The following is a 19,087-nucleotide window of genomic DNA, read 5'->3' as shown; positions in this document are numbered from 1 at the left end:
ATGCAACGCGTCGCGGTGCGGCCCGGGGGCCCGCCGCGGGCATCGGCTACCCTGCCCGCTTCCGGGCTTCGAGTGCCGTGGGGGTGGACTGTGCGTTCGTGGATCGTCGAGTTGGTCGTCGGGCTGAGGCCGTGGCAGCGCGCCGCGCTCGTCGTGTCCCTGTGCGCCCTCGCGCTCCCCCTGTGGTTCGCCGCGGGGAACACGGAGCGGTACCGGCACGGGCAGCCGGCCGTGACGGAGGGGTTCGTCGACTGCGAGTGGGACGGACCGTGCGAGGGCGCGTGGTCGCTGGCGGACGGAAGCCGGGGCCGGGGCAGGATCGACGGCCTGGACTTCTACGCCGAGGAGGAGCTCGTCAAGAACATCCCGCTCTTCGGTGGCCGCGACTGGGCGGTCGCCGACCGCGGCACCCTGCTCCGCCACGCGGTCGCCCAGTACACGGTGGTTCCGGCCGGCGCCGCGCTCGTCATCTGGATCGCCCGGCGGCGCTCGACGTACAACCACGAGATGAGTGAGTTGATTAGGCGGTACCGCAGCCCTGCGCCTTGACGGCCTCCGCGATCCGCAGCGCCGCCTCGGCGGGCGTGAGGTGCGTGGTGTCGACGACCTCGGCCTCGGCGTGCAGCCAGGTGCGTGCCGCCTCGGCGTAGGGCTCGAGGTACTGGAGCCGGAACGGCGAGTTCGGCCCCAGTACGGTGTCCCCCGCGATGCGCCCCCGCAGGGTCTCTCCGTCGGCGTGGAGGACGAAGTGCCGTACGGGGACCCCGTGCGCGGCGAGGCCGTCCGCGATCTCCCTCCAGTACTCCTCGACCAGCACCGTCATCGGCATCACCAGGGTGCCGCCGGTGTAGTCGAGCACCCGGCGGGCGGTCTCGACGACGAGCGGCCGCCACGGCGCCCAGTGCTGGAAGTTGTCCGTGTCGGGCAGCCCCGGCGTGATGTCCATGAGCGTCTCGCCGACCTTCTCGGCGTCGAACACCCGGGAGTCCGGCAGCAGTTGCTGCACGAGTGCGGCGGTCGTCGTCTTGCCGGCCCCGTGGGTGCCGTTCAGCCATACGATCATGCGTCCCGAGGCTAGCGCCCGGACCGGCGACGCACACGGCTGTCGTCTCCGGTCCGGGCCCCGGTCATCGCTGCCTGATCCGCAGGAAGGTCACCGAGTTCGCCGGGAAGGTGTACGTGAACTCGCTCGCCGCCCCCGAGAAGGTCGAGGTCACCGGGGTCACCGGTGCGTCCGTCCCGGTGTTGACCGCGTCCGGGCCGGCGGCCAGCGTGGTGACGCGGGCCCGGGGCGCGACCTTGGCGCCGCCGAGGTCGACGGCGGTGCGGGCGGCGGTGTCCTGGGCGTTGACGACCTTGACGATCAGCTCGCCGGTGCGGTCGTCGCGGGTGACGATCTGGCGGAAGGGCTCGGCCGGCTTGTCGTCGGTGAAGCTGCCCCACTCCTCGCCGTCGAGGTAGAGGGTGACCTGGCGGCCCCTGACCTTGACGTCGATGTCGTAGGCGCGGCCCGTCTCGATGGACCCGGCCTTGGACAGGAGCGTCGACTTGCCGCCGTCGGAGGCCTGCTCGACGGCGGACTGGGTGTTGTTCCAGCCGCCCAGGTTCCACCAGTAGTAGGTGCCGGTGTCCTTGACACCGAAGGCGACCAGGAAGCCCTCCTTGCCGGACTTCTTGGTGGCCCTCACGTGCAGGTCGTAGTCGTGCCAGGCCGGGTCGCCCGCCGTGACCATGGTGTTCTCGGCGGCCGCGTCGGTCTGGACGTACTGGCCGTCCTGGACCGTCCAGCTGCCGGCGCCCGAGTGGGTCCACTGCGCGGCGTCGCCGGAGAAGTCGTCGGACAGGAGGGTCCGCCCGTCGGCCGAGGTGACCTTCACGTCGTCGTACGCCGCGCTGGTCGCCCAGGTCGACAGGCCGACGGCGCCGGTGACGGGGCCGCTGGCGGCGGGGGTGCCGGTGGCCGAGGAGGGGACGACGCGGTCGCCGGTGTTGTTCATGAACAGCTTCTGGACCTCGTAGTTGGCCGAGCCCCAGGACGCGTGGTTGTTGAACCAGATCAGGTCCGGGCTCCACTGCACGTAGTCCTCGTTGGACAGCAGCGGGGCGTAGGAGGCCAGCTCGACGACGTCGGCGTTGCGCTCCAGGCCGGTCATGAACGCGGCCTCGGCGAGGGCGTTCTTCCAGGCGTTGCCCTGGGAGGCGTACTCGCCGAGGAAGACCTTGGGGCCGTTCCGGTCGTAGGAGTCGTAGCGGTCGTTGTTCTGGAGGAACCACTGCGGGCTGTTGTAGTAGTGCTCGTCGACCATGTCGACGCCCGCGTCGCGGTTCAGCCGCCAGGCCGTGTCGAAGGTGGTGCCGGAGTCGTCGGGGCCGGAGTTGGAGACGACGGTGATGTCCGGGTACTCGGCCTCGATGGCGGTACGGAACTGCTCGAAGCGGGCGAAGAACTCCTTGGGGAGGTTCTCCTCGTTGCCGACTTCCAGGTGGGTGAGGTGGAAGGGCTTGGGGTGGCCCATCTCGGCGCGCTTCCCGCCCCACTCGCTGGTGCGGGGGCCGTTGGCGAACTCGATGAGGTCCAGGGTGTCCTGGATGTGCCGCTTCAGCAGCGCGTCGTCGTCGACGGCCTTGTTCTGGCCGCAGCCGGTGACCAGGGCGGGGACGACGGGCAGCGGCATGGCGCCGATGTCCTCGGCGAAACGGAAGTACTCGTAGTAGCCGAGGCCGTAGCTCTGGTTGTAGCCCCAGAAGTTGGCGTTGGTGGCGCGTTCCTCGACCGGGCCGATCGTGTCCTTCCACTGGTAGGAGCGCTTGCGCTGCCAGCCGGAGTCCGCGCTGTAGTCCTCCATGGAGCCGGTGTTGACCAGGCAGCCGCCGGGGAAGCGCAGGAAGCCGGGGTCCAGGGCCTCGATCTTCTCGGCGAGGTCCTTGCGCAGGCCGTTCGACTGGTGCCGGTAGGTGTCGCGCGGGAAGAGGGACACCATGTCGAGGGCCGCGGGGGCGGTGGTGGCGACGGCCAGACGGCCACGGTTGCTGGTGCGGGTCGCGGTGAAGGTGGCGGTGTACTTGCGCCACTTCCCCCGGGCGGCCACCTGGCGCACCTTCGCGAGCGGGCCCGCGGCGTCCCGCAGGGTGACGGCGAGGGTGGTGCCGTTGTCGGCGCGGGCCCAGACCGAGAAGTCGTACCTCTCGCCCTTCTCGACGTGGATGCCGGTGTTGTAGCCCGCGTTGGTCACGGAGGAGCCGGCGGCCAGGGAGAGGTAGTGGCGGTTGCGCTCGTTCAGCCGGCCGTCGTCGTTCAGCACCTCGGCCGGGCCGTCGGCCGTCCAGGCGGTGAGGGGTGTGTACGAGGCGTTGTCGGCGGTCGAGTACTCGAAGGACCGGTTCTGCACGAGCTCGGCGTACAGGCCGCCGTCGGCGGCGCGGTTGATGTCCTCGTAGAAGACGCCGTACATGGTGTCGTCGATCGCGGGACCACGGCCCGAGGGGTCGACGGTGATCGTGTAGTCGGCGACGGCCTCCGCGTGTGCCGGGGACGGCAGCAGGGCCGAGGCCGTCAGGAGGGCGGTGACGCTGAGACCGAGTCTCCAGCGGGTGCGTGACATGGATACTCCGCGGCTCTCACTAGGGGGCGTTCGAGTCGTAGCTGTTCGGGAGTAGCTGTTCGGGATATCGGACATTGGTCAGCACTTCGAACGGCAAGATAGGGAGGGGGACCAGGCGCGTCAATGGGTCGCGCGGCAACCCGTGGGCCGGAGTGGGAAAGCGAGTGGAAATGGGCGAGTTGTGGCCGGTGCCCGACGTACTGGCGTACCTCGCGGGGCACTGGCGCACCGAGCGGTCGGTGCGGGATCTGGCGAACGGCCTGGAAGGACGGTTCGAGGGGGTCACGGTGTTCGACGCGCTCGAGGCCGGCGGGCTGATCGGCCGCGAGTCGGGCGCCTTCACCTGGCAGGGCGTGACGCGGCCCGCCGAGCGGACGCTGCGGTACGAACCGGGGAGCGGGCCGGGTCGCGCGGACGTGCGCTTCGCGGACGGCCGCCCCTTCCACGAGCTGGACCTGACCTCGGGGCGTCATGTGGCCGACCACCCGTGCGCCGCCGACCTCTATCGCGGCGAGTTCACCGTGCGGGGCCCGGACCGCTGGCGGACGGTGTGGCGGGTGGGCGGACCGGCCAAGGACCTGCTGCTCACAACGGATTACCTTCGCCGAACGCCGGGTGCCTAGCCCCCTGGTCCGGCGCACCCTCGAAGCGAAGGCTCCAACGGCCCGCGCGGCCGGTCACGGTGGTCGCCGACAGCGGGCGGACGTCCAGGTTCCAGTACGTTCCGGGCGGTGCCTTCAGCGCGTAGACCAGCGCGGCCCGGATCACGGAGGGTTCGGCCACGGCGACGATGCGGTCGCCGTCGTCGCCGGGACGGGTGTCGAGCCAGCCGCCCACGCGGGTGATGAAGGCCAGCAGCGGCTCCCCGCCGTGCGGCGCCGACCGCGGATCGGCGAGCCAGGCGTCCACGGCCGCCGGTTCGCGGGCCATGGCCTCGCCGAGCGTCAGACCGCGCCACCGGCCCATGTCGCAGTCGCGCAGGGCGAGTTGGAGCAGCGGGGCACAGCCGAGGGCGTCACCGGTGGCGCGGCTGCGGGGCGTGGGCGAGCAGTAGCGCAACTCGGCCGCCGCGAGCGGCCGGAGACGGCCCGCGGCGTGCAGCACCTCGTCCCATCCGGCCTGGTCCAGCGGCCGCTCGTCGTCGAAGCGCTCCGCGAGCAGCGGTGAGCTGCGTGCGGCCGCGACGAACGTGACCCGAAGCGCCATGCCGTGATGGTGGAGCGCGGAGGTGGGCAGGTCAAGGGGTGTTACCTGTGGGTCACCCAGGGTGTGCCCCGGCTCACCGACTGCTGGCCCGGCTCCGCGGCGTTCCGGCCCGGTTCCCCGTCAGCCGCCCCACACCTCCAGGCAGGCGGTGCGCAGGCGGCGCACCCCCTCGGTGATCTCCCCGACGTTGGCGACCGCGGCGAAGCTCAGCCGGAAGTGGGCGGCCGGGGGTTCGGCGCTGAAGTACGGCCGGCCCGGGGTGATCGCGACGCCCGCGCGCAGGGCGGCCGCGGTCAGGGCGCTCTCGTCGGCGCCCTCCGGCAGGCGCGGCCACAGGTGGTAGCCGCCGGAGGGGACGTGCGCCAGGGAGATCTCGGGGAGGCGCAGCCGCAGCGCGGAGGTCATCGCGTCCCGGCGGGCCCTCAACTCGGCGGAGACCGCGCGCAGGTGGCGCGGCCAGGCGGGCGAGCCGACGAGTTCCAGGGCGGCCTCCTGGAGCGGCCGGGGCACGAAGAAGGTGTCGACGACCTGGATGGCCCGCAGCCGCTCGAGGACCGGCCCTTGTGCGGCCAGGGCGCTCACCCGGAAGCTGGGCGAGGTGGCCTTGGTGAGCGAGCAGACGTGGACGACGACGCCGTCCGGGTCGTCGGCGGCGAGCGGGGCGGGCAGCGGGCCGGCGTCCTCGTGCACGAGCCGGCGCACGAAGTCGTCCTCCACGACGAAGGCACCGGCCGCCCGCGCGATGCTGAGCACCTCGCCGCGCCGCTCGGGGGCGAGCACCGCGCCGGTGGGGTTCTGGAACAGGGGCTGGCAGACGAAGACGCGGGCGCCGGTCGCGCGGAAGGCGTCGGCGAGCAGGGCGGGCCGTACGCCGTCGGCGTCCACGGGGACGGGCACCGGGCGCAGGCCGGCCGCGCGCGCGATGGCCAGCATGCCGGGGTAGGTCGGGGACTCGACGAGGACGGGGGTGCCGGGCGGGGCGAGGGCGCGCAGGGCGGTCGCCAGCGCGGACTGGCCGCCCGCGGTGATCAGCACCTCGGCCGCCGTGACGGCCCCGCCGATGCCCCGGGCGAACCACTCCCGCAGCTCCGGCAGCCCCTCCATCGGCGGCCGCCCCCAGGCTCCGGGGCGCCGCCCGGCCCGCGCCAGGGCGGCGGCCATGGCCCGCTCCGGTTGCAGGGAGGGGTGCAGATAGCCGCCGTTGAACTCCACGACACCGGGCGGCGGCGCGGCCAGCGAGACCAGTACGCCGGAGGCGTCCACGGAGCGCGGTACGAGGTCGGCGGCACCGTCGGCGCTGAGCGCGACCTCCTGCCAGGAGGTGTCCCCGGCGGGTGCGGCCGAGGGGCGCGGCCGGGCGCGGAAGGCACCGGCGCCGGGCCGGGTGACGACCAGTCCCTCCGCGGCCAGCTGGGCCAGGGCGCGGGAGACCGTCACCGGGCTCACCCGGAACCGGTCGACGAGGGCCCGGCTGGACGGGAGCTTTCCGCCGGGTGAGTAGCGGTCCAGCTCGCGTCGCAACACGGCCGCCAGGTCAGCGACGCTGCTACGCTCTTGCATGAGAGCACAGAGTAGCGCTATCGCGCCGTCCCGGATAGCAGTCGGCGCCGCGGGCACCGACCCCGGCGGCAGGTCCTTCGGCACCGTCCAGGCCGCCCTCGGTGTCGTCGCGTTCTCCCTCACCTTCCCCGCCACCGCCTGGGGACTGGAGGGCTTCGGGCCCTGGTCCCTGATCGCCGTGCGCAGCATCCTGGCCGCCGCGGTCGCCGGGGCCTGTCTGCTGGCCCTGCGGGTGGCACCGCCCGAGCGGCGGCACTGGCTCGGCCTGGCGGTGGTCGGCGCCGGGGTGGTGCTGGGCTTCCCGCTGCTGACCACGCTCGCGTTGCAGACGTCGACCACCGCGCATGCCGCCGTCGTGGTGGGCCTGCTCCCGCTGACCACCGCGCTGCTGTCCGCGCTGCGCATCGGAACCCGCCCCTCGCGCACCTTCTGGATCGCGGCCCTGGCGGGTGCGGCGGCGGTGATCGCCTTCACGGTGCAGCAGAGCGGCGGCGCGCTGACCTCGGCCGACGCCTATCTCTTCGCGGCGCTGCTGGTGTGCGCGGCCGGCTACACGGAGGGCGGCCGGCTGGCCCGGGTGATGCCGGGCTGGCAGGTCATCGGCTGGGCGCTGGTGCTGTGCCTGCCGGTGACCGTGCCGATGGCGGCGGTGGCGCTGTCGTACGAGCCGGTGCAGCTGACGACGCACAGTGTGACCGGGCTGCTGTGGGTGGCGATCGGCTCCCAGTTCCTCGGCCTGGTCGTCTGGTACCGGGGCATGGCGGCGATCGGCATCCCGAAGGCCAGCCAGTTGCAGCTGGCCCAGCCGCTGCTCACACTGGTGTGGTCGGTACTTCTCCTGGGCGAGCACCTGACGGTGGCCGCTCCGCTGACGGCCGCGGCGGTACTGGTGTGCATCGCGGTCACCCAGCGGGCCCGGGGCTGAGCGCGGCACACAGGTGAGGAGGCCTCACGGATGCACGCAACCAAGGGCGATCAGCTGGTCCAGCACGGCCGGGTGGTCGGTGAGCACGACAAGGTCGCGGAGATCGTCGAAGTCATGGGCGAAAAGGGCGGTCCCCCGTACCGGGTCCGGTTCGAGAACGGGCAGGAAGCCGTGTGCTCGCCCGGCCCCGACGCGGAGATCCGGCACCGGGAGATCCAGCTCTGACGTCCGGCTCCGGCCCTGCCGTCACCAGCGGTTTTCAGCGCGGGACGGCGGCCGGCCGCGTGTAGTGGTCGGCGGTCACCCGCGCCATGGCGCCGGCCCGGTCGTCGGCGACGTCCTTCGCGGAGAAGTAGACGTGCCCGCGGACCTCGGGGTACCGCGCGGCCAGCGCGAGGTGGCGGGAGAGTTCGGCCGGGTCCTGCCAGGCGGCGGGCTGGGCCGGGTCCCCGGACTTGTACAGCGCCTCGCCCACGTACAGCTGGGTCCTGCTGCCCTTGGCCACGCCGGCCCACCAGGGCAGCAGCTTCGCGTAGTCGGCGCCGTCCAGGCCGATGTTCCAGTACAGCTGGGGCACGACGTAGTCGATCCACCCCTCGCGCACCCACGTGCGGGTGTCCGCGTACAGGTCGTCGTACGTCTGCACGCCCGCCCGGGTGTCCGAGCCGCGCGCGTCGGTGGCGGCGTTGCGCCACACGCCGAAGGGGCTGACGCCGAAGCGGGCGGCCGGGCGGATCTGCCTGACCCGCTGTGCGATCTCCCGCACCAGCCGGTCGACGTTGTCCCGCCGCCAGTCGGCCCTGGTGGCGAAGCCGGCGCCGAAGGTGCTGAAGGCCCCGCCGTCGGCGAAGTCCTGGCCGGCCACCGGATAGGGGTAGAAGTAGTCGTCGAAGTGGACCCCGTCCACCTCGTACCTCGCCACCGCGTCCATCATCGCGTCCTGCACGAAGGCCCGGACCTCGGGCAGCCCGGGGTTGTAGTAGAGCTGCCCGCCGTACGGCACCACCCAGCCGGGGTTCTTGCGCGCCGGGTGGGAGGAGACCAGGCGGTCCGGGTCGTCGTGGACGGCGACGCGGTACGGGTTGAACCAGGCGTGCAGCCGCAGGCCGCGCGCGTGGGCCTCCTTCACGGCCGTGCCCAGCGGGTCCCAGCCGGGGTCGCGGCCCTGGCTGCCGGACAGGTACTGCGACCACGGCTCGTACGGCGAGGGCCACAGCGCGTCGGCCGACGGGCGCACCTGGAACATCACGGTGTTGAGGCGGTGCCGTACGGCGTTGTCGAGGTGTTCGATCAGCTCCGCGCGCTGCTCGGCGGCGCGCAGCCCCGCACGGCTCGGCCAGTCCCGGTTGGCGACGGTGGCCAGCCACATCCCCCGCATCCCGGCGGCGGCGCTGTGCGAGGGGGCCGGCTTCGCGGGCCCCGGGGCCGCCGCCGACGCCTCGGGCGCCAGGGTGAACGCCGACAACGCCGCCACCGTGAAGGCACGGCGCGAGACACCGCCCATGGGTAGACCTCCTGAACGCTGCGGATCCGCGCGGTCACGGATCGTGTACGGGGCCTCAGGATGCACGACCCGGGAGACGGATCCGTGACCATTCGGGGGTAACGTGCTCGATCGGAGCAGGCGACGGGGACCCCGGCACGCCTGCTGCCAGCCGTGGAGTCAGCGAAAGGGACGATGTGACCGGCATCTCGGGAGATATCGCACGCGTCGGCGTGGTGGGCTGCGGTCAGATGGGGGCCGGCATCGCCGAGGTGTGCGCCCGCTCGGGTCTGGAGGTGATGGTCGCCGAGACCACCGGCGAGGCCCTGGAGATCGGCCGCACCCGGCTGTACAACTCGCTGGCCAAGGCCGCCGAGCGCGGGAAGATCTCCGAGGAGGAGCGGGACGCGACGCAGGCGCGCCTCAGCTTCACCACCGACCTCGGCGAGTTCGCCGACCGCGACCTGGTGATCGAGGCCGTCGTCGAGAACGAGCAGGTCAAGACCGAGATCTTCCAGGTGCTCGATCAGGTCGTGACCCGGCCGGACGCGATCCTGGCCTCCAACACCTCCTCGATCCCGCTGGTGAAGCTGGCGGTCGCCACCTCGCGGCCCGACCACGTCATCGGCATCCACTTCTTCAACCCGGCCCCGGTGCAGCAGCTCGTCGAGCTGATCCCGGCGCTCACCACCTCCGAGGGCACGCTCAGCCGGGCCCAGCTGTTCACCGAGAAGGTGCTCGGCAAGCACGCGATCCGCGCCCAGGACCGCTCCGGCTTCGTGGTCAACGCGCTGCTGATCCCCTACCTGCTCTCCGCGATCCGGATGTTCGAGTCGGGCATCGCCAGCCGCGAGGACATCGACAACGGCATGGAGATGGGCTGCGCCCACCCGATGGGCCCGCTGAAGCTGGCCGACCTGATCGGCCTGGACACGGTCGCCTCGGTGGCGTACTCGATGTACGAGGAGTACAAGGAGCCGCTGTACGCCGCTCCCCCGCTGCTCCAGCGCATGGTCGACGCAGGCCGCCTCGGCCGCAAGAGCGGCTCGGGCTTCTACGCCTACGGCTGATCGCGCCCGAGCCTGAGGTGGTGCAGGAGGAGCAGCGCGGCCGCCATGTTGGCGGCCGGGACCTCCCCGCGGGCGACGAGGTCGGGTACGAGCTTGAGGGGCACCCACTCCCGGCGGTCCGACTCGAAGTCGTCCACGGGGTGTCCCACGTACGTGCCCTCGTCGGCCCAGTAGACGTGGTGCCGGGCGTCGGTGAGTCCGTTGGACGGCTCCACACTCATCAGGTGGTGCAGCGGTCCCGGCCGCCAGCCGGTCTCCTCCTCCAGTTCCCTGGCCGCGGCCACCGCGACGTCCTCGCCGTCCTCGACGACGCCGGCCGCGAGTTCCCAGCCCCAACTGTCGGTGATGAAACGGTGCCGCCACAGCAGCAGGACCTCGTCCGCCTCGTTCACGACGGTGGCCACGGCCACGGGGCGCATCCGTATCAGGAAGTGGTCGAGGTGCCGGCCGTCCGGCAGGACGACATCGGCCAGATTGACGCTGAACCAGCGATTTGAGTACACATTCTGTTCGCTCTGTTTCGTCCACTGCACGGTTCTGCCACCTTTCCTTGAGTAGGTGGCAATATCGCAGCAGTGGCTTGCGGACAGCAGGCGTACGCGGGCCGCTCAGGGCGCAGTGCGGGCGCAGGGGGCGGCCGTCTACAGCGGGACGCGCAGCGCCCCGTCGATGAGTTCGGCGGCTTCGGCCGTGCCCGCGCAACCGCTGCTCACCAGGTGCTCGCGCACCGCGCGCAGCCGGTCGCGCAGCCGCTGGGACTCCATCCCCCGGGCCTGTTCGGCCATCCTCACCGCGGTGGCCACCGCCTTGTCGGCATGCCCCTGGCGCAGCTCGATGGTGCTGAGCATGGCGAGCCGGTGCACGCGCCCCCGGTCGTGCGCCGGGGTGTCGACGGCGGCCGCCGCGTGCTCTCCGGCCGCCGCGAGCTCGCCGAGGCTCAGGAGGGCCTCCGCCACCTGGACGTTGACCAGTCCCGGCTGGACATAGCCGGTCTCGTCGGGCTCGTAGCCGCGCCGGATGCGCTCGGCGGCCTGTTCGGCCCGGCGGATGCAGGACAGCGCGCTGCCGCCGTCGCCCAGGTGCGCGTACGCCTTGGCCTGCATCGCGTACAGGTCGGAGGCGAGCGCCGGGGTGATGTGCCGGCCCGCGGCACGCAGCGCGGCTTCGGCGAAGGCGACGGCCTGCCGGTACTCCCGCATGTACAGCGCCTGGTTGACCAGCAGCGCGATGACGTAGGCGCCGAGTCCCCGGTCGCCGCTGGCCTTGGCGAGCCGCAGCGCCTGGTGGAAGTAGCGCTGGGCGAGGCCGTGCGCGTCGGAGTCGTACGCGCAGATCCCGGCGACGGCCACCAGTCCCCCGGTGGCCCGGTGCAACTGCCGTCCGGTCGCGTCGGTGTAGCTGCCGCGCAGCAGCGGCGCGGCCTCGGAGTTGAGGAAGCCGACGATGCGGGCGCGGGTCGCGATGCCGCCGGCCTTGCGGTACATCTGCTCGTAGTGCGTACGGGCGCAGCGCACCGTCTCCAGATCGGCCGCGGTGACCCGGTGCCGTCCGCCGCGGGAGACGTCGGTGTCCTCGGGCGGGTTCTCCCACTCCCAGACCGGCAGCACGGCGGGCGTGCCGGTGAGGGCCGGGGCGCCGAGGAGGTGCGGGCGCTGCTGCTGGTCGGAGCGCCACAGGGCGGTCGCGCGCTCCACGAAGCCGGACAGTGAGCCGGTGTGCGGGGCGGCGGGTTCGCCGGGCACGCCGAGACCGATGTCGTCGAGGGTGACCGGGCGGTGCAGGCGGGCGGCGAGGACCTCGCAGATCAGGTCGGGCACCTGGCCGCGCGGCCGCTGCCCCTTCAGCCATCGTGCGACGGCGGTGTGCTCGTACCTCAGTGCGAGCCCGCGTGCCCGTCCCGCCTGGTTGACGTGTGCGGCCAGTCCCGCGTGCGAGATGCCGGCCTCGTCGAGGATCGCGTCGAGCAGAGTGTTGGGCTGCATGGTGCCCCCCGGTGAATCGGTGCCGACAGCGTAGTGCGTCGGGGGTCACACGGGGTGTGAACCGAGTGCGCGCATCCGCAGCGTGTGCGCGCTGTCGCGGAGAGTTCCGGGCCGGTTGACTGAAGGGCCTCGAAAGAGGCCGGCCGGGCCGTCGGCTCCCCCTCGTACAGTGCGGCGGCCCGTATCCACGCCGTCCGCCCGGCTGCCTGCCCGACACTCCGTGGCGGGGCGGACGGCTCCGCCGGCTTCGCGGAGCGACCCATCGCCGTTCGGTGTGCGGGTGCGCTGTCGACCGCGGGTGCGTGGTGGCTGGTCGCGCCCACGCGGCGGAGCCGCACATGTCACAGCCCCGCGCCCCTGAAAAGCAAGGCACGTTGCGCTGACGTCCCTCAGGGGGCGCGGGGAACTGCGCGACCGGCCACCGACTGCCCGCAGCCGCCGAACCGGCAGAAACCCCACGCCCCTTGGGCGAACCGTCAGCTCCGGAGCGCTGCTCCGACCCGCTCGCCCGCGAGGGCGACCGCCGCATCCCGCGCGGCCGACGCCTCGTCGACCGTCAGCGTCCGGTCCCCCGCGCGGAAGCGCAGCGCGTACGCGAGGGACTTGCGCCCCTCACCGAGCTGCTCCGCGTTGTCGTACACGTCGAACAGCCGGATGGACTCGAGGAGTTCACCCGCGCCCTCGCGCAGCGCCGCCTCGACGTCCGCCGCCGGTACGAACTCGTCGACCACGAGGGCGACATCCTGCGTCGCGACCGGGAAGGTCGAGATGCCCGGCGCCTGCGGGATGTCGTCGCCGACCCGCTCCACGGCGTCGAGGTCCAGCTCCATCGCGCAGGTGCGCGCGGGCAGGCCCAGCGTCTTCAGGACCCGCGGGTGCAGCTCACCCGCGTGCCCGATCACGCGCTCCTCGCCGTCCACGGTGACCGTCAGTTCGGCGCAGCGGCCCGGGTGCCAGGGACCGTACTGGCCCTTGCGCGTGCCCAGTTCGGCGCCGGCCTCGCGGGCGACGGTCCGGGCGGACTCGACCGCGTCGGCCCAGTCGGCCGGGCGGCCCTTGCCCCACCAGCCGGCCTGCTCGCGGGCGCCGGCCAGGACCACGGCGACGTGCCGGGGCTGGTCGGGCAGCGCGGCGTCCAGCGCGGCGAGGTCGTCCTCGCTGGGCCGACGGTCGACGGGCAGGTTGCCGGCGACCCGCTGGTCGTCGCGCGGGTGGAAGACCAGGCCGGTCTCGAAGAGCGCCAGGTCGTGCGCGCCCCGGCCGTCGTTGCGCCGCAGCGCCGCGAGCAGGCCGGGCAGCAGCGAGGTGCGCAGCGCGGGCTCCTCGTCGCTGAGCGGGTTGACCAGCCTGACGACGCGGCGGGCCGGGTCGTCGGCGTCGAGGCCGAGCTGGTCGAAGACCTGCTCGCCGACGAACGGGTAGTTCAGCGCCTCGACGTAACCGGCACCGGCCAGGGCACGCCCGACGCGGCGGTGCAGCCGCTGCCGGGAGGTGAGGCCGCGGCCCGCCGGGGGCCGGGGCAGCGTGGAGGGCAGGTTCTCGTAGCCCTCCAGACGGATGACCTCTTCGGCCAGGTCGTTGATGTCATCGAGGTCGGGCCGCCAGGACGGCACGGTGACGATCAGCTCGTCCTGCCCGTAAACGTCGCAGCCGACCTCCTGGAGGCGGCGGACGACGGTCTCGCGGCCGTACGCCACGCCCGCGACCTTGTCCGGATGGTCGGCCGCCACGGTGATCGTGTGCGGCACGGGCGGGGCGCTGATCTCGGTGACGCCGGACTCGGCCGTGCCGCCCGCGAGCAGCACGAGGAGGTCGACGGTGCGCTGCGCGGCAGCGGCGGCGGCCTGCGGGTCGACGCCGCGCTCGAAGCGGCGGGAGGCCTCCGAGGACAGCTTGTGCCGGCGGGCGGTGCGCGCGATGGACACCTGGTCGAAGTGGGCGGCCTCGATGACCACGTCACTCGTCGCCTTCTCGGTGTCGCCGTGGTCGGCGATCTCCGTGTTGGCGCCGCCCATGACCCCGGCGAGGCCGATGGGCCCGCGGTCGTCGGTGATGACCAGGTCCTCGGCGTGCAGCTTCCGCTCGGTGCCGTCGAGGGTGACGATCTTCTCGCCCTCCGCGGCCCGGCGTACGCCGATGGTGCCCTGGACCAGAGAGCGGTCGTAGGCGTGCAGGGGCTGGCCCAGCTCCATCATCACGTAGTTGGTGACGTCGACGGCGAGCGAGATCGGGCGCATGCCGACCTTCTGGAGCCGGCGCTGGAGCCAGATCGGGGAGCGCGCCTCGGCGCTGAGGCCGGTCACCGTGCGGGCGGTGAAACGGTCGCAGCCCGCCGGGTCGGCGATCTTCACCGGGTAGCCGTAGGCGTTCGGCGCGGGCACGTCGAGCAGGGCCGGGTCGCGCAGCGGCAGGCCGTAGGCGATGGCGGCCTCGCGGGCGACGCCGCGGATGGACAGGCAGTCGCCGCGGTTGGCGGTGACGGCGATGTCCAGCACCTCGTCGACCAGCTCGAGCAGCTCGATGGCGTCCTTGCCGACCTCGGTCTCCGGCGGCAGCACGATGATGCCGTGGGTGCCGTCGTCGCCCATGCCCAGCTCGTCGCTGGAGCAGATCATGCCGTGGGACGTCTTGCCGTAGGTCTTGCGGGCGGAGATCGAGAAGCCGCCGGGCAGGGTGGCGCCGGGCAGGACCACGACGACCTTGTCGCCGACGGCGAAGTTCCGGGCGCCGCAGACGATCTCCTGCGGCTCACCGGTGCCGTTGGCCCGGCCGACGTTCACCGTGCAGAAGCGGATCGGCTTCTTGAAGCCCTCCAGCTCCTCGATGGTCAGCACCTGGCCGACGACGAGGGGGCCCTTGAGGTCGGCGCCCAGGTGCTCGACGGTCTCGACCTCGAGGCCGGCCGAAATCAGCTTGGCCTGCACGTCGCGGCCGGTCTCGGTGGCCGGCAGGTCGACGTACTCCCGCAGCCAGGAAAGCGGGACCCGCATCAGATCTCCATCCCGAACGGCCGGGTGAACCGGACGTCACCCTCGACCATGTCTCGCATGTCTTCGACGTTGTGGCGGAACATCAGCATCCGCTCGATGCCGAACCCGAAGGCGAAGCCGCTGTACTTCTCCGGGTCGATACCGCAGGCGGTGAGCACCCGCGGGTTGACCATGCCGCAGCCGCCCAGCTCGATCCAGCCCTCGCTGGAGCAGGTGCGGCAGGGCCGGTCGGGGTTGCCGACGGACGCGCCCTTGCAGACGTAGCAGAGCATGTCCATCTCGGCGGACGGCTCGGTGAAGGGGAAGAAGTTCGGCCGCAGCCGGGTCTTCATCTCCGCGCCGAACAGCGACTGGACCATGTGGTCCAGGGTGCCCTTGAGGTCCGCCATGGTCAGGCCCTCGTCGACGGCGAGCAGCTCGACCTGGTGGAAGACGGGGGTGTGCGTGGCGTCCAGCTCGTCGGTGCGGTACACGCGGCCGGGGCAGATCACGTAGACCGGCAGCTCGCGGGAGAGCGCGGAGCGGATCTGCACGGGCGAGGTGTGGGTGCGCAGCACGACGCCGGACTCGGAGCCGCCCTCCGGGCCTGCCACGAAGAAGGTGTCGGCCTCGCCGCGCGCCGGGTGGTCCGGGCCGATGTTGAGGGCGTCGAAGTTGAACCACTCGGCCTCGGCCTCGGGGCCCTCGGCGACCTCGTAGCCCATGGCGACGAAGACGTCCTCGATGCGCTCGGAGAGCGTGGTGAGCGGATGGCGGGCGCCGGCCGGTACGCGGTCGTAGGGCAGCGTGACGTCCACGGCCTCCTCGACCAGGACGCGCGCGTCGCGCTCGGCCTCCAGCTCGGCCTGGCGGGCCGCGAGTGCCTTGTTCACGGCGCCGCGGGCCATGCCGACGCGCTTGCCGGCCTCGGCCTTGGCCTGCGGGGGCAGGGCGCCGATCTCGCGGTTGGCCAGCGACAGCGGGGAGGTGCCGCCGGTGTGGGCGACCTTGGCCTCCTGGAGCGCGTCGAGGGAGTCCGCGGCGGCGAAGGCGGCGAGCGCCTCGTCCCGCATGCGCTCGATCTCTTCCGGTTTCAACGCCTCGACCTCGACAGGGTCGTACGACTTATTCGGTGCCGACATCTCTTCCCGTGCTTCCGATTGGCTGGCTGGGACGCCCCGTCTACGGTCCTCGGACGCGGCGGAGACGCTTCGTCTGCGCTTCGTCTGCGGATCTGGACGCAAAGGTGCCAAAGACCGAGTCTAACGGGGCTGTGGAACGCTGGATTACGCCCGTGGGGTCGTCGGCCGTCTCAGCTGATGCTCAGGTGAGGTACGCCGGTGCCGCCACGGGCAACGTAAATCGGAACTCGGCGCCGCCGCCGGGGGCGCGGCCGACCGTGATGGTGCCGCCGTGGGCCTCGACGATGCCCTTGACGATGTACAGCCCGAGGCCGGTGCCACCGCGCTTGCTGCCCCGCCAGAAGCGGGTGAAGACGCGGTTCATGGAATCCTCCGGGATGCCGGCCCCTTCGTCGCTCACCGTGACCGACGTGCCGGTGTCCTCCCCTTCGCGGGGGGACGCCGTGGGCGTGACGTCAATGGTGACGGTTCCCTCGCCGTGCCGCACGGCATTTTCCAGCAGGTTGCTGAGCACCTGGTCGACCTTGTCGGGGTCGGCCCACAGGTCGGGCAGCGGCTGGGCGAGGCGGAGCAGGAACCGGTCGGCCTCCTGTCCGGCGGCGACGTACGCCTGGATGTGGCGTCCGACGGCGGCACCGATGTCGACGGGCTGGCGGCGCACCTCGAGCCGGCCCGAGTCGATCCGGGAGATGTCGAGCAGCTCGGCGATGAGCCGGGTGACGCGGTCGGCGTCGGCGTCGACGGTCTCCAGCATCAGGCGCTTCTGGTCGTCGGTGAACCTCTCCCACTTGGCCAGCAGGGTCGCCGTGAAGCCCTTGACGGAGGTGAGCGGGGAGCGCAGTTCGTGGGCGACGGTGGCGATCAGCTCGGCGTGGCTGCGCTCGGTGCGACGGCGGGCCTCGGTGTCGCGCAGGGTGACGACGACGCGGTGGACGGGGCCGAGGGGTTCGGTGCGCACGTAGCGTGCGGTGACCAGGACTTCGCGGCCGCCGGGGAGCAGCAGGTTGCGCTCGGGCTGGCGGACGCGGATGGCGAGGCCGCCGTAGGGGTCGGTGAGCTGCCACCAGCGGCGGCTCTCCAGGTCCTCCAGGGGCAGGGCGCTCTCCAGGGGCCGCCCGAGGGCTTCGGCGGCGGGGGTGGCGGTGATGCGGGCGGCGGCCGCGTTGAAGCAGACCACCCGGCCGTGCTCGTCGGCGACGACGAGGCCGTCGGGCAGCTGGTCGGGATCGATGCCGAGGCCGGCGAGATCTCCGGGCGTGCGGGGCGCGGGCGGACGCGGCGCTCCCCGTGCACCCGGTGCGCTGCTCGTGCCGACGCTCATCCCCGTACCCCACCTCTCAACCGCGCAGGGGCCCTGAGCTGGTCACCCTACTAGCTCGTGGTGACGGAGCGGCACCCTCCGGCGGCGCGCTGTGCACGCGCCGACGCGTAGAGACATACGGCGGCGGCGGTCGCGAGGTTCAGACTCTCCGCCTTTCCGTGGATCGGGACGCGCAGCACGGCGTCGGTGAGGGCGCGGGTCTCCTCCGGGAGCCCCCAGGCCTCGTTGCCGAACACCCATGCCGTGGGCCCGCCCATGGTGCCGGCGTCCAGCTCGGTGTCGAGGTCGTCCTCGCCCGCACCGTCGGCGGCCAGCACCCGCACCCCTGCCTCCCGCAGCCCGGCGACGGCCCGCTCGACGGGGACGCCGACGGCGACCGGCAGGTGGAAGAGGGAGCCGACGGAGGCGCGTACGGCCTTGGGGTTGTACAGGTCGACGGAGGCGTCGGTGAGCACGACCGCCTCGGCCCCGGCGGCGTCGGCGCAGCGCAGCACGGTGCCGGCGTTGCCGGGGTCCCGGACGTGCGCGAGCACGGCGACCAGCTTGGGCCGGGCGGCGAGGATCTCCTCGAACGGCGTGTCCAGGAACCGGCAGACCCCGACGAGGCCCTGCGGGGTGACGGTGGTGGAGATGTCCTCGATCACGGCGTCGGCGGCGAGGTGCACACGCGCGCCGACGTCCCGTGCGGCCCCGACGATGTCGGCGTAGCGCTCGGCGGCCTCCACGGTCGCGAACAGCTCGACCAGCGTCTCCCCGAACCCCGCCGCCTCCCGCACGGCCTGCGGCCCCTCGGCCAGAAACAGCCGCTCCTTCCCCCGAAAATTCCGCTTCCCCAGCCGCCGCGCGGCGGCGACCCGGGGGGACCGGGGAGAAATCAGCTCGGGGCTGCCAGGTCGCACTCTTGCTCACCTTCACATTTGAATCAACGCGGACTGCAACGCGCCCCTCAGGGGCGCGGGGAACTGCGCGACAAGCCACAACGGACCCGCACCCGAAATCGAACCGGACGGGCGGCAACCGAAGGGACCCGCAGGCTCCAGCCTGCGGGTCCCTTCAACTACGGCTCAAGCCAGCGCAGCGTCACGCCGCCTTCGGCGCGTTCACATCGCTCGGCAGCGCCTTCTGCGCGACCTCGACGAGCGCGGCGAACGCGTTCGGGTCGTTGACGGCCAGCTCGGCGAGGATCTTGCGGTCGACCTCGACGTTGGCGGCCTTCAGGCCCTGGATGAAGCGGTTGTACGTGATGCCGTTGGCGCGGGCAGCGGCGTTGATGCGCTGGATCCACAGCTGGCGGAAGTCACCCTTGCGCTTCTTGCGGTCGTTGTAGTTGTAGACCAGCGAGTGGGTGACCTGCTCCTTGGCCTTGCGGTACAGGCGCGAACGCTGACCGCGGTAGCCGGAGGCCTGCTCGAGGATCGCCCGGCGCTTCTTGTGGGCGTTGACTGCCCGCTTGACGCGTGCCACTTGTTAACTCCTTGTAGCGGGGCCGCGGTGGTCCTCACGCGGCCCGGTGTCGAATGGGTCCCGGTCCTGCCGTACGGCGCTCAGTGGCGCCCGTACGTCACTTGCCGAGAAGCTTCTTGATCTTCGCGGCGTCGCCCGGGGCCATCTCGGCGTTGCCGGTGAGGCGACGCGTCACGCGGGACGACTTGTGCTCGAGCAGGTGGCGCTTGCCGGCGCGCTCACGGAGCACCTTGCCGGAGCCGGTGATCTTGAAGCGCTTGCTGGCACCGCTGTGCGACTTGTTCTTCGGCATAGCGCCGTTCTCTCCTCGTCGGTGGCGCTCCGGTGCCCGGTCGTGAAACCGGGCACGGGTGGAGCGTCGCT

At 72.5% G+C, this 19,087-nt stretch carries 18 protein-coding genes; 5 read left to right on the top strand and 13 right to left on the bottom strand.

The window, feature by feature from the left end; all coding sequences use genetic code 11:
* The first annotated feature begins 90 nt into the window (after window positions 1-90).
* Complete coding sequence (locus OHA99_RS30240) at window positions 91-549, top strand: hypothetical protein (protein ID WP_405698401.1); 459 nt, start codon at window positions 91-93, stop codon at window positions 547-549.
* On the opposite strand, the gene OHA99_RS30235 is transcribed toward OHA99_RS30240, so the two are convergent.
* Entirely contained in the window at window positions 521-1,063 is a 543-nt protein-coding gene (locus OHA99_RS30235) for an AAA family ATPase (RefSeq protein ID WP_153180681.1), read from the bottom strand. The two genes, OHA99_RS30240 and OHA99_RS30235, sit on opposite strands and share 29 nt — an antisense overlap.
* A 64-nt stretch (window positions 1,064-1,127) precedes the next feature.
* Window positions 1,128-3,602, bottom strand: coding sequence for an alpha-L-arabinofuranosidase C-terminal domain-containing protein (locus tag OHA99_RS30230; protein ID WP_405698400.1), 2,475 nt, complete (start codon window positions 3,600-3,602; stop codon window positions 1,128-1,130).
* Between the two features lie 170 nt (window positions 3,603-3,772).
* On the opposite strand from OHA99_RS30230, the gene OHA99_RS30225 reads away from it, so the two are divergent.
* Window positions 3,773-4,225: a DUF6314 family protein gene (locus tag OHA99_RS30225; protein WP_405698399.1), complete on the top strand. Its 453-nt coding sequence runs from the start codon at window positions 3,773-3,775 to the stop codon at window positions 4,223-4,225.
* On the opposite strand, the gene OHA99_RS30220 is transcribed toward OHA99_RS30225, so the two are convergent.
* Complete coding sequence (locus OHA99_RS30220; RefSeq protein ID WP_153180678.1) at window positions 4,188-4,808, bottom strand: histidine phosphatase family protein; 621 nt, start codon at window positions 4,806-4,808, stop codon at window positions 4,188-4,190. The genes OHA99_RS30225 and OHA99_RS30220 overlap by 38 nt on opposite strands.
* Before the next feature lie 120 nt (window positions 4,809-4,928).
* The gene (locus tag OHA99_RS30215) at window positions 4,929-6,368 is read right to left on the bottom strand and encodes a PLP-dependent aminotransferase family protein (protein WP_194280152.1); all 1,440 of its coding nucleotides are present in this window, start codon (window positions 6,366-6,368) and stop codon (window positions 4,929-4,931) included.
* On the opposite strand from OHA99_RS30215, the gene OHA99_RS30210 reads away from it, so the two are divergent.
* Complete coding sequence (locus tag OHA99_RS30210) at window positions 6,367-7,293, top strand: DMT family transporter (protein WP_405698398.1); 927 nt, start codon at window positions 6,367-6,369, stop codon at window positions 7,291-7,293. The genes OHA99_RS30215 and OHA99_RS30210 overlap by 2 nt on opposite strands.
* 30 nt (window positions 7,294-7,323) lie before the next feature.
* Entirely contained in the window at window positions 7,324-7,518 is a 195-nt protein-coding gene (locus OHA99_RS30205) for a DUF1918 domain-containing protein (protein ID WP_153180676.1), read from the top strand.
* Between the two features lie 34 nt (window positions 7,519-7,552).
* On the opposite strand, the gene OHA99_RS30200 is transcribed toward OHA99_RS30205, so the two are convergent.
* Window positions 7,553-8,797, bottom strand: coding sequence for a glycoside hydrolase family 10 protein (locus OHA99_RS30200; protein WP_405698397.1), 1,245 nt, complete (start codon window positions 8,795-8,797; stop codon window positions 7,553-7,555).
* A 176-nt stretch (window positions 8,798-8,973) separates the two neighbouring features.
* Here OHA99_RS30200 and OHA99_RS30195 point away from each other — a divergent pair, with 176 nt between their 5' ends.
* Window positions 8,974-9,846, top strand: coding sequence for a 3-hydroxybutyryl-CoA dehydrogenase (locus tag OHA99_RS30195; RefSeq protein ID WP_007447757.1), 873 nt, complete (start codon window positions 8,974-8,976; stop codon window positions 9,844-9,846).
* On the opposite strand, the gene OHA99_RS30190 is transcribed toward OHA99_RS30195, so the two are convergent.
* The 8 genes from OHA99_RS30190 to rpmI all read right to left on the bottom strand — a co-directional run bounded on the left by OHA99_RS30190 (window position 9,837) and on the right by rpmI (window position 19,016).
* Window positions 9,837-10,379: an NUDIX hydrolase gene (locus OHA99_RS30190; RefSeq protein ID WP_007447746.1), complete on the bottom strand. Its 543-nt coding sequence runs from the start codon at window positions 10,377-10,379 to the stop codon at window positions 9,837-9,839. The genes OHA99_RS30195 and OHA99_RS30190 overlap by 10 nt on opposite strands.
* Before the next feature lie 108 nt (window positions 10,380-10,487).
* Window positions 10,488-11,828 carry a transcriptional regulator gene (locus tag OHA99_RS30185; protein WP_153180674.1) on the bottom strand — a complete coding sequence of 447 codons (1,341 nt, stop codon included), beginning with the start codon at window positions 11,826-11,828 and terminating at the stop codon, window positions 10,488-10,490.
* A 476-nt stretch (window positions 11,829-12,304) separates the two neighbouring features.
* Window positions 12,305-14,818, bottom strand: a complete 2,514-nt coding sequence (gene pheT / locus OHA99_RS30180) for a phenylalanine--tRNA ligase subunit beta (RefSeq protein ID WP_405698396.1) — start codon at window positions 14,816-14,818, stop codon at window positions 12,305-12,307.
* A complete protein-coding gene (gene pheS, locus OHA99_RS30175; RefSeq protein ID WP_153180672.1) occupies window positions 14,818-15,939 on the bottom strand; it encodes a phenylalanine--tRNA ligase subunit alpha in 1,122 nt (373 codons plus the stop codon). The genes pheT and pheS overlap by 1 nt, the downstream gene beginning before the upstream one ends.
* A gap of 181 nt (window positions 15,940-16,120) precedes the next feature.
* Entirely contained in the window at window positions 16,121-17,260 is a 1,140-nt protein-coding gene (locus OHA99_RS30170; RefSeq protein ID WP_153180671.1) for an ATP-binding protein, read from the bottom strand.
* Between the two features lie 50 nt (window positions 17,261-17,310).
* Window positions 17,311-18,159: an RNA methyltransferase gene (locus tag OHA99_RS30165; protein WP_153180670.1), complete on the bottom strand. Its 849-nt coding sequence runs from the start codon at window positions 18,157-18,159 to the stop codon at window positions 17,311-17,313.
* A 181-nt stretch (window positions 18,160-18,340) separates the two neighbouring features.
* Window positions 18,341-18,724, bottom strand: a complete 384-nt coding sequence (gene rplT / locus OHA99_RS30160) for a 50S ribosomal protein L20 (protein ID WP_003977226.1) — start codon at window positions 18,722-18,724, stop codon at window positions 18,341-18,343.
* Window positions 18,725-18,821: 97 nt separating this feature from the next.
* The gene (rpmI, locus tag OHA99_RS30155; RefSeq protein ID WP_003977225.1) at window positions 18,822-19,016 is read right to left on the bottom strand and encodes a 50S ribosomal protein L35; all 195 of its coding nucleotides are present in this window, start codon (window positions 19,014-19,016) and stop codon (window positions 18,822-18,824) included.
* Between the last annotated feature and the right edge of the window lie 71 nt (window positions 19,017-19,087).

This window comes from Streptomyces coelicoflavus (assembly GCF_045041415.1).
Classification (GTDB): Bacteria; Actinomycetota; Actinomycetes; order Streptomycetales; family Streptomycetaceae; genus Streptomyces; species Streptomyces coelicoflavus.
The sequence above is the reverse complement of the archived record's forward strand: the minus strand, read 5'-3'. Positions and strand labels throughout refer to the sequence as shown.

Excerpts from the sequence above, each read along its gene's own strand:
- OHA99_RS30205 (WP_153180676.1), top strand. The coding sequence starts at position 7,324 with ATGCACGCAACCAAGGGCGATCAGCTGGTCCAGCACGGCCGGGTGGTC.
- OHA99_RS30170 (WP_153180671.1), bottom strand. The coding sequence starts at position 17,260 with ATGAGCGTCGGCACGAGCAGCGCACCGGGTGCACGGGGAGCGCCGCGT.
- OHA99_RS30200 (WP_405698397.1), bottom strand. The coding sequence starts at position 8,797 with ATGGGCGGTGTCTCGCGCCGTGCCTTCACGGTGGCGGCGTTGTCGGCG.
- OHA99_RS30235 (WP_153180681.1), bottom strand. The coding sequence starts at position 1,063 with ATGATCGTATGGCTGAACGGCACCCACGGGGCCGGCAAGACGACGACC.
- OHA99_RS30225 (WP_405698399.1), top strand. The coding sequence starts at position 3,773 with ATGGGCGAGTTGTGGCCGGTGCCCGACGTACTGGCGTACCTCGCGGGG.
- OHA99_RS30185 (WP_153180674.1), bottom strand. The coding sequence starts at position 11,828 with ATGCAGCCCAACACTCTGCTCGACGCGATCCTCGACGAGGCCGGCATC.
- OHA99_RS30210 (WP_405698398.1), top strand. The coding sequence starts at position 6,367 with ATGAGAGCACAGAGTAGCGCTATCGCGCCGTCCCGGATAGCAGTCGGC.
- OHA99_RS30230 (WP_405698400.1), bottom strand. The coding sequence starts at position 3,602 with ATGTCACGCACCCGCTGGAGACTCGGTCTCAGCGTCACCGCCCTCCTG.
- OHA99_RS30220 (WP_153180678.1), bottom strand. The coding sequence starts at position 4,808 with ATGGCGCTTCGGGTCACGTTCGTCGCGGCCGCACGCAGCTCACCGCTG.
- pheS (WP_153180672.1), bottom strand. The coding sequence starts at position 15,939 with ATGTCGGCACCGAATAAGTCGTACGACCCTGTCGAGGTCGAGGCGTTG.
- OHA99_RS30215 (WP_194280152.1), bottom strand. The coding sequence starts at position 6,368 with ATGCAAGAGCGTAGCAGCGTCGCTGACCTGGCGGCCGTGTTGCGACGC.
- rpmI (WP_003977225.1), bottom strand. The coding sequence starts at position 19,016 with ATGCCGAAGAACAAGTCGCACAGCGGTGCCAGCAAGCGCTTCAAGATC.
- pheT (WP_405698396.1), bottom strand. The coding sequence starts at position 14,818 with ATGCGGGTCCCGCTTTCCTGGCTGCGGGAGTACGTCGACCTGCCGGCC.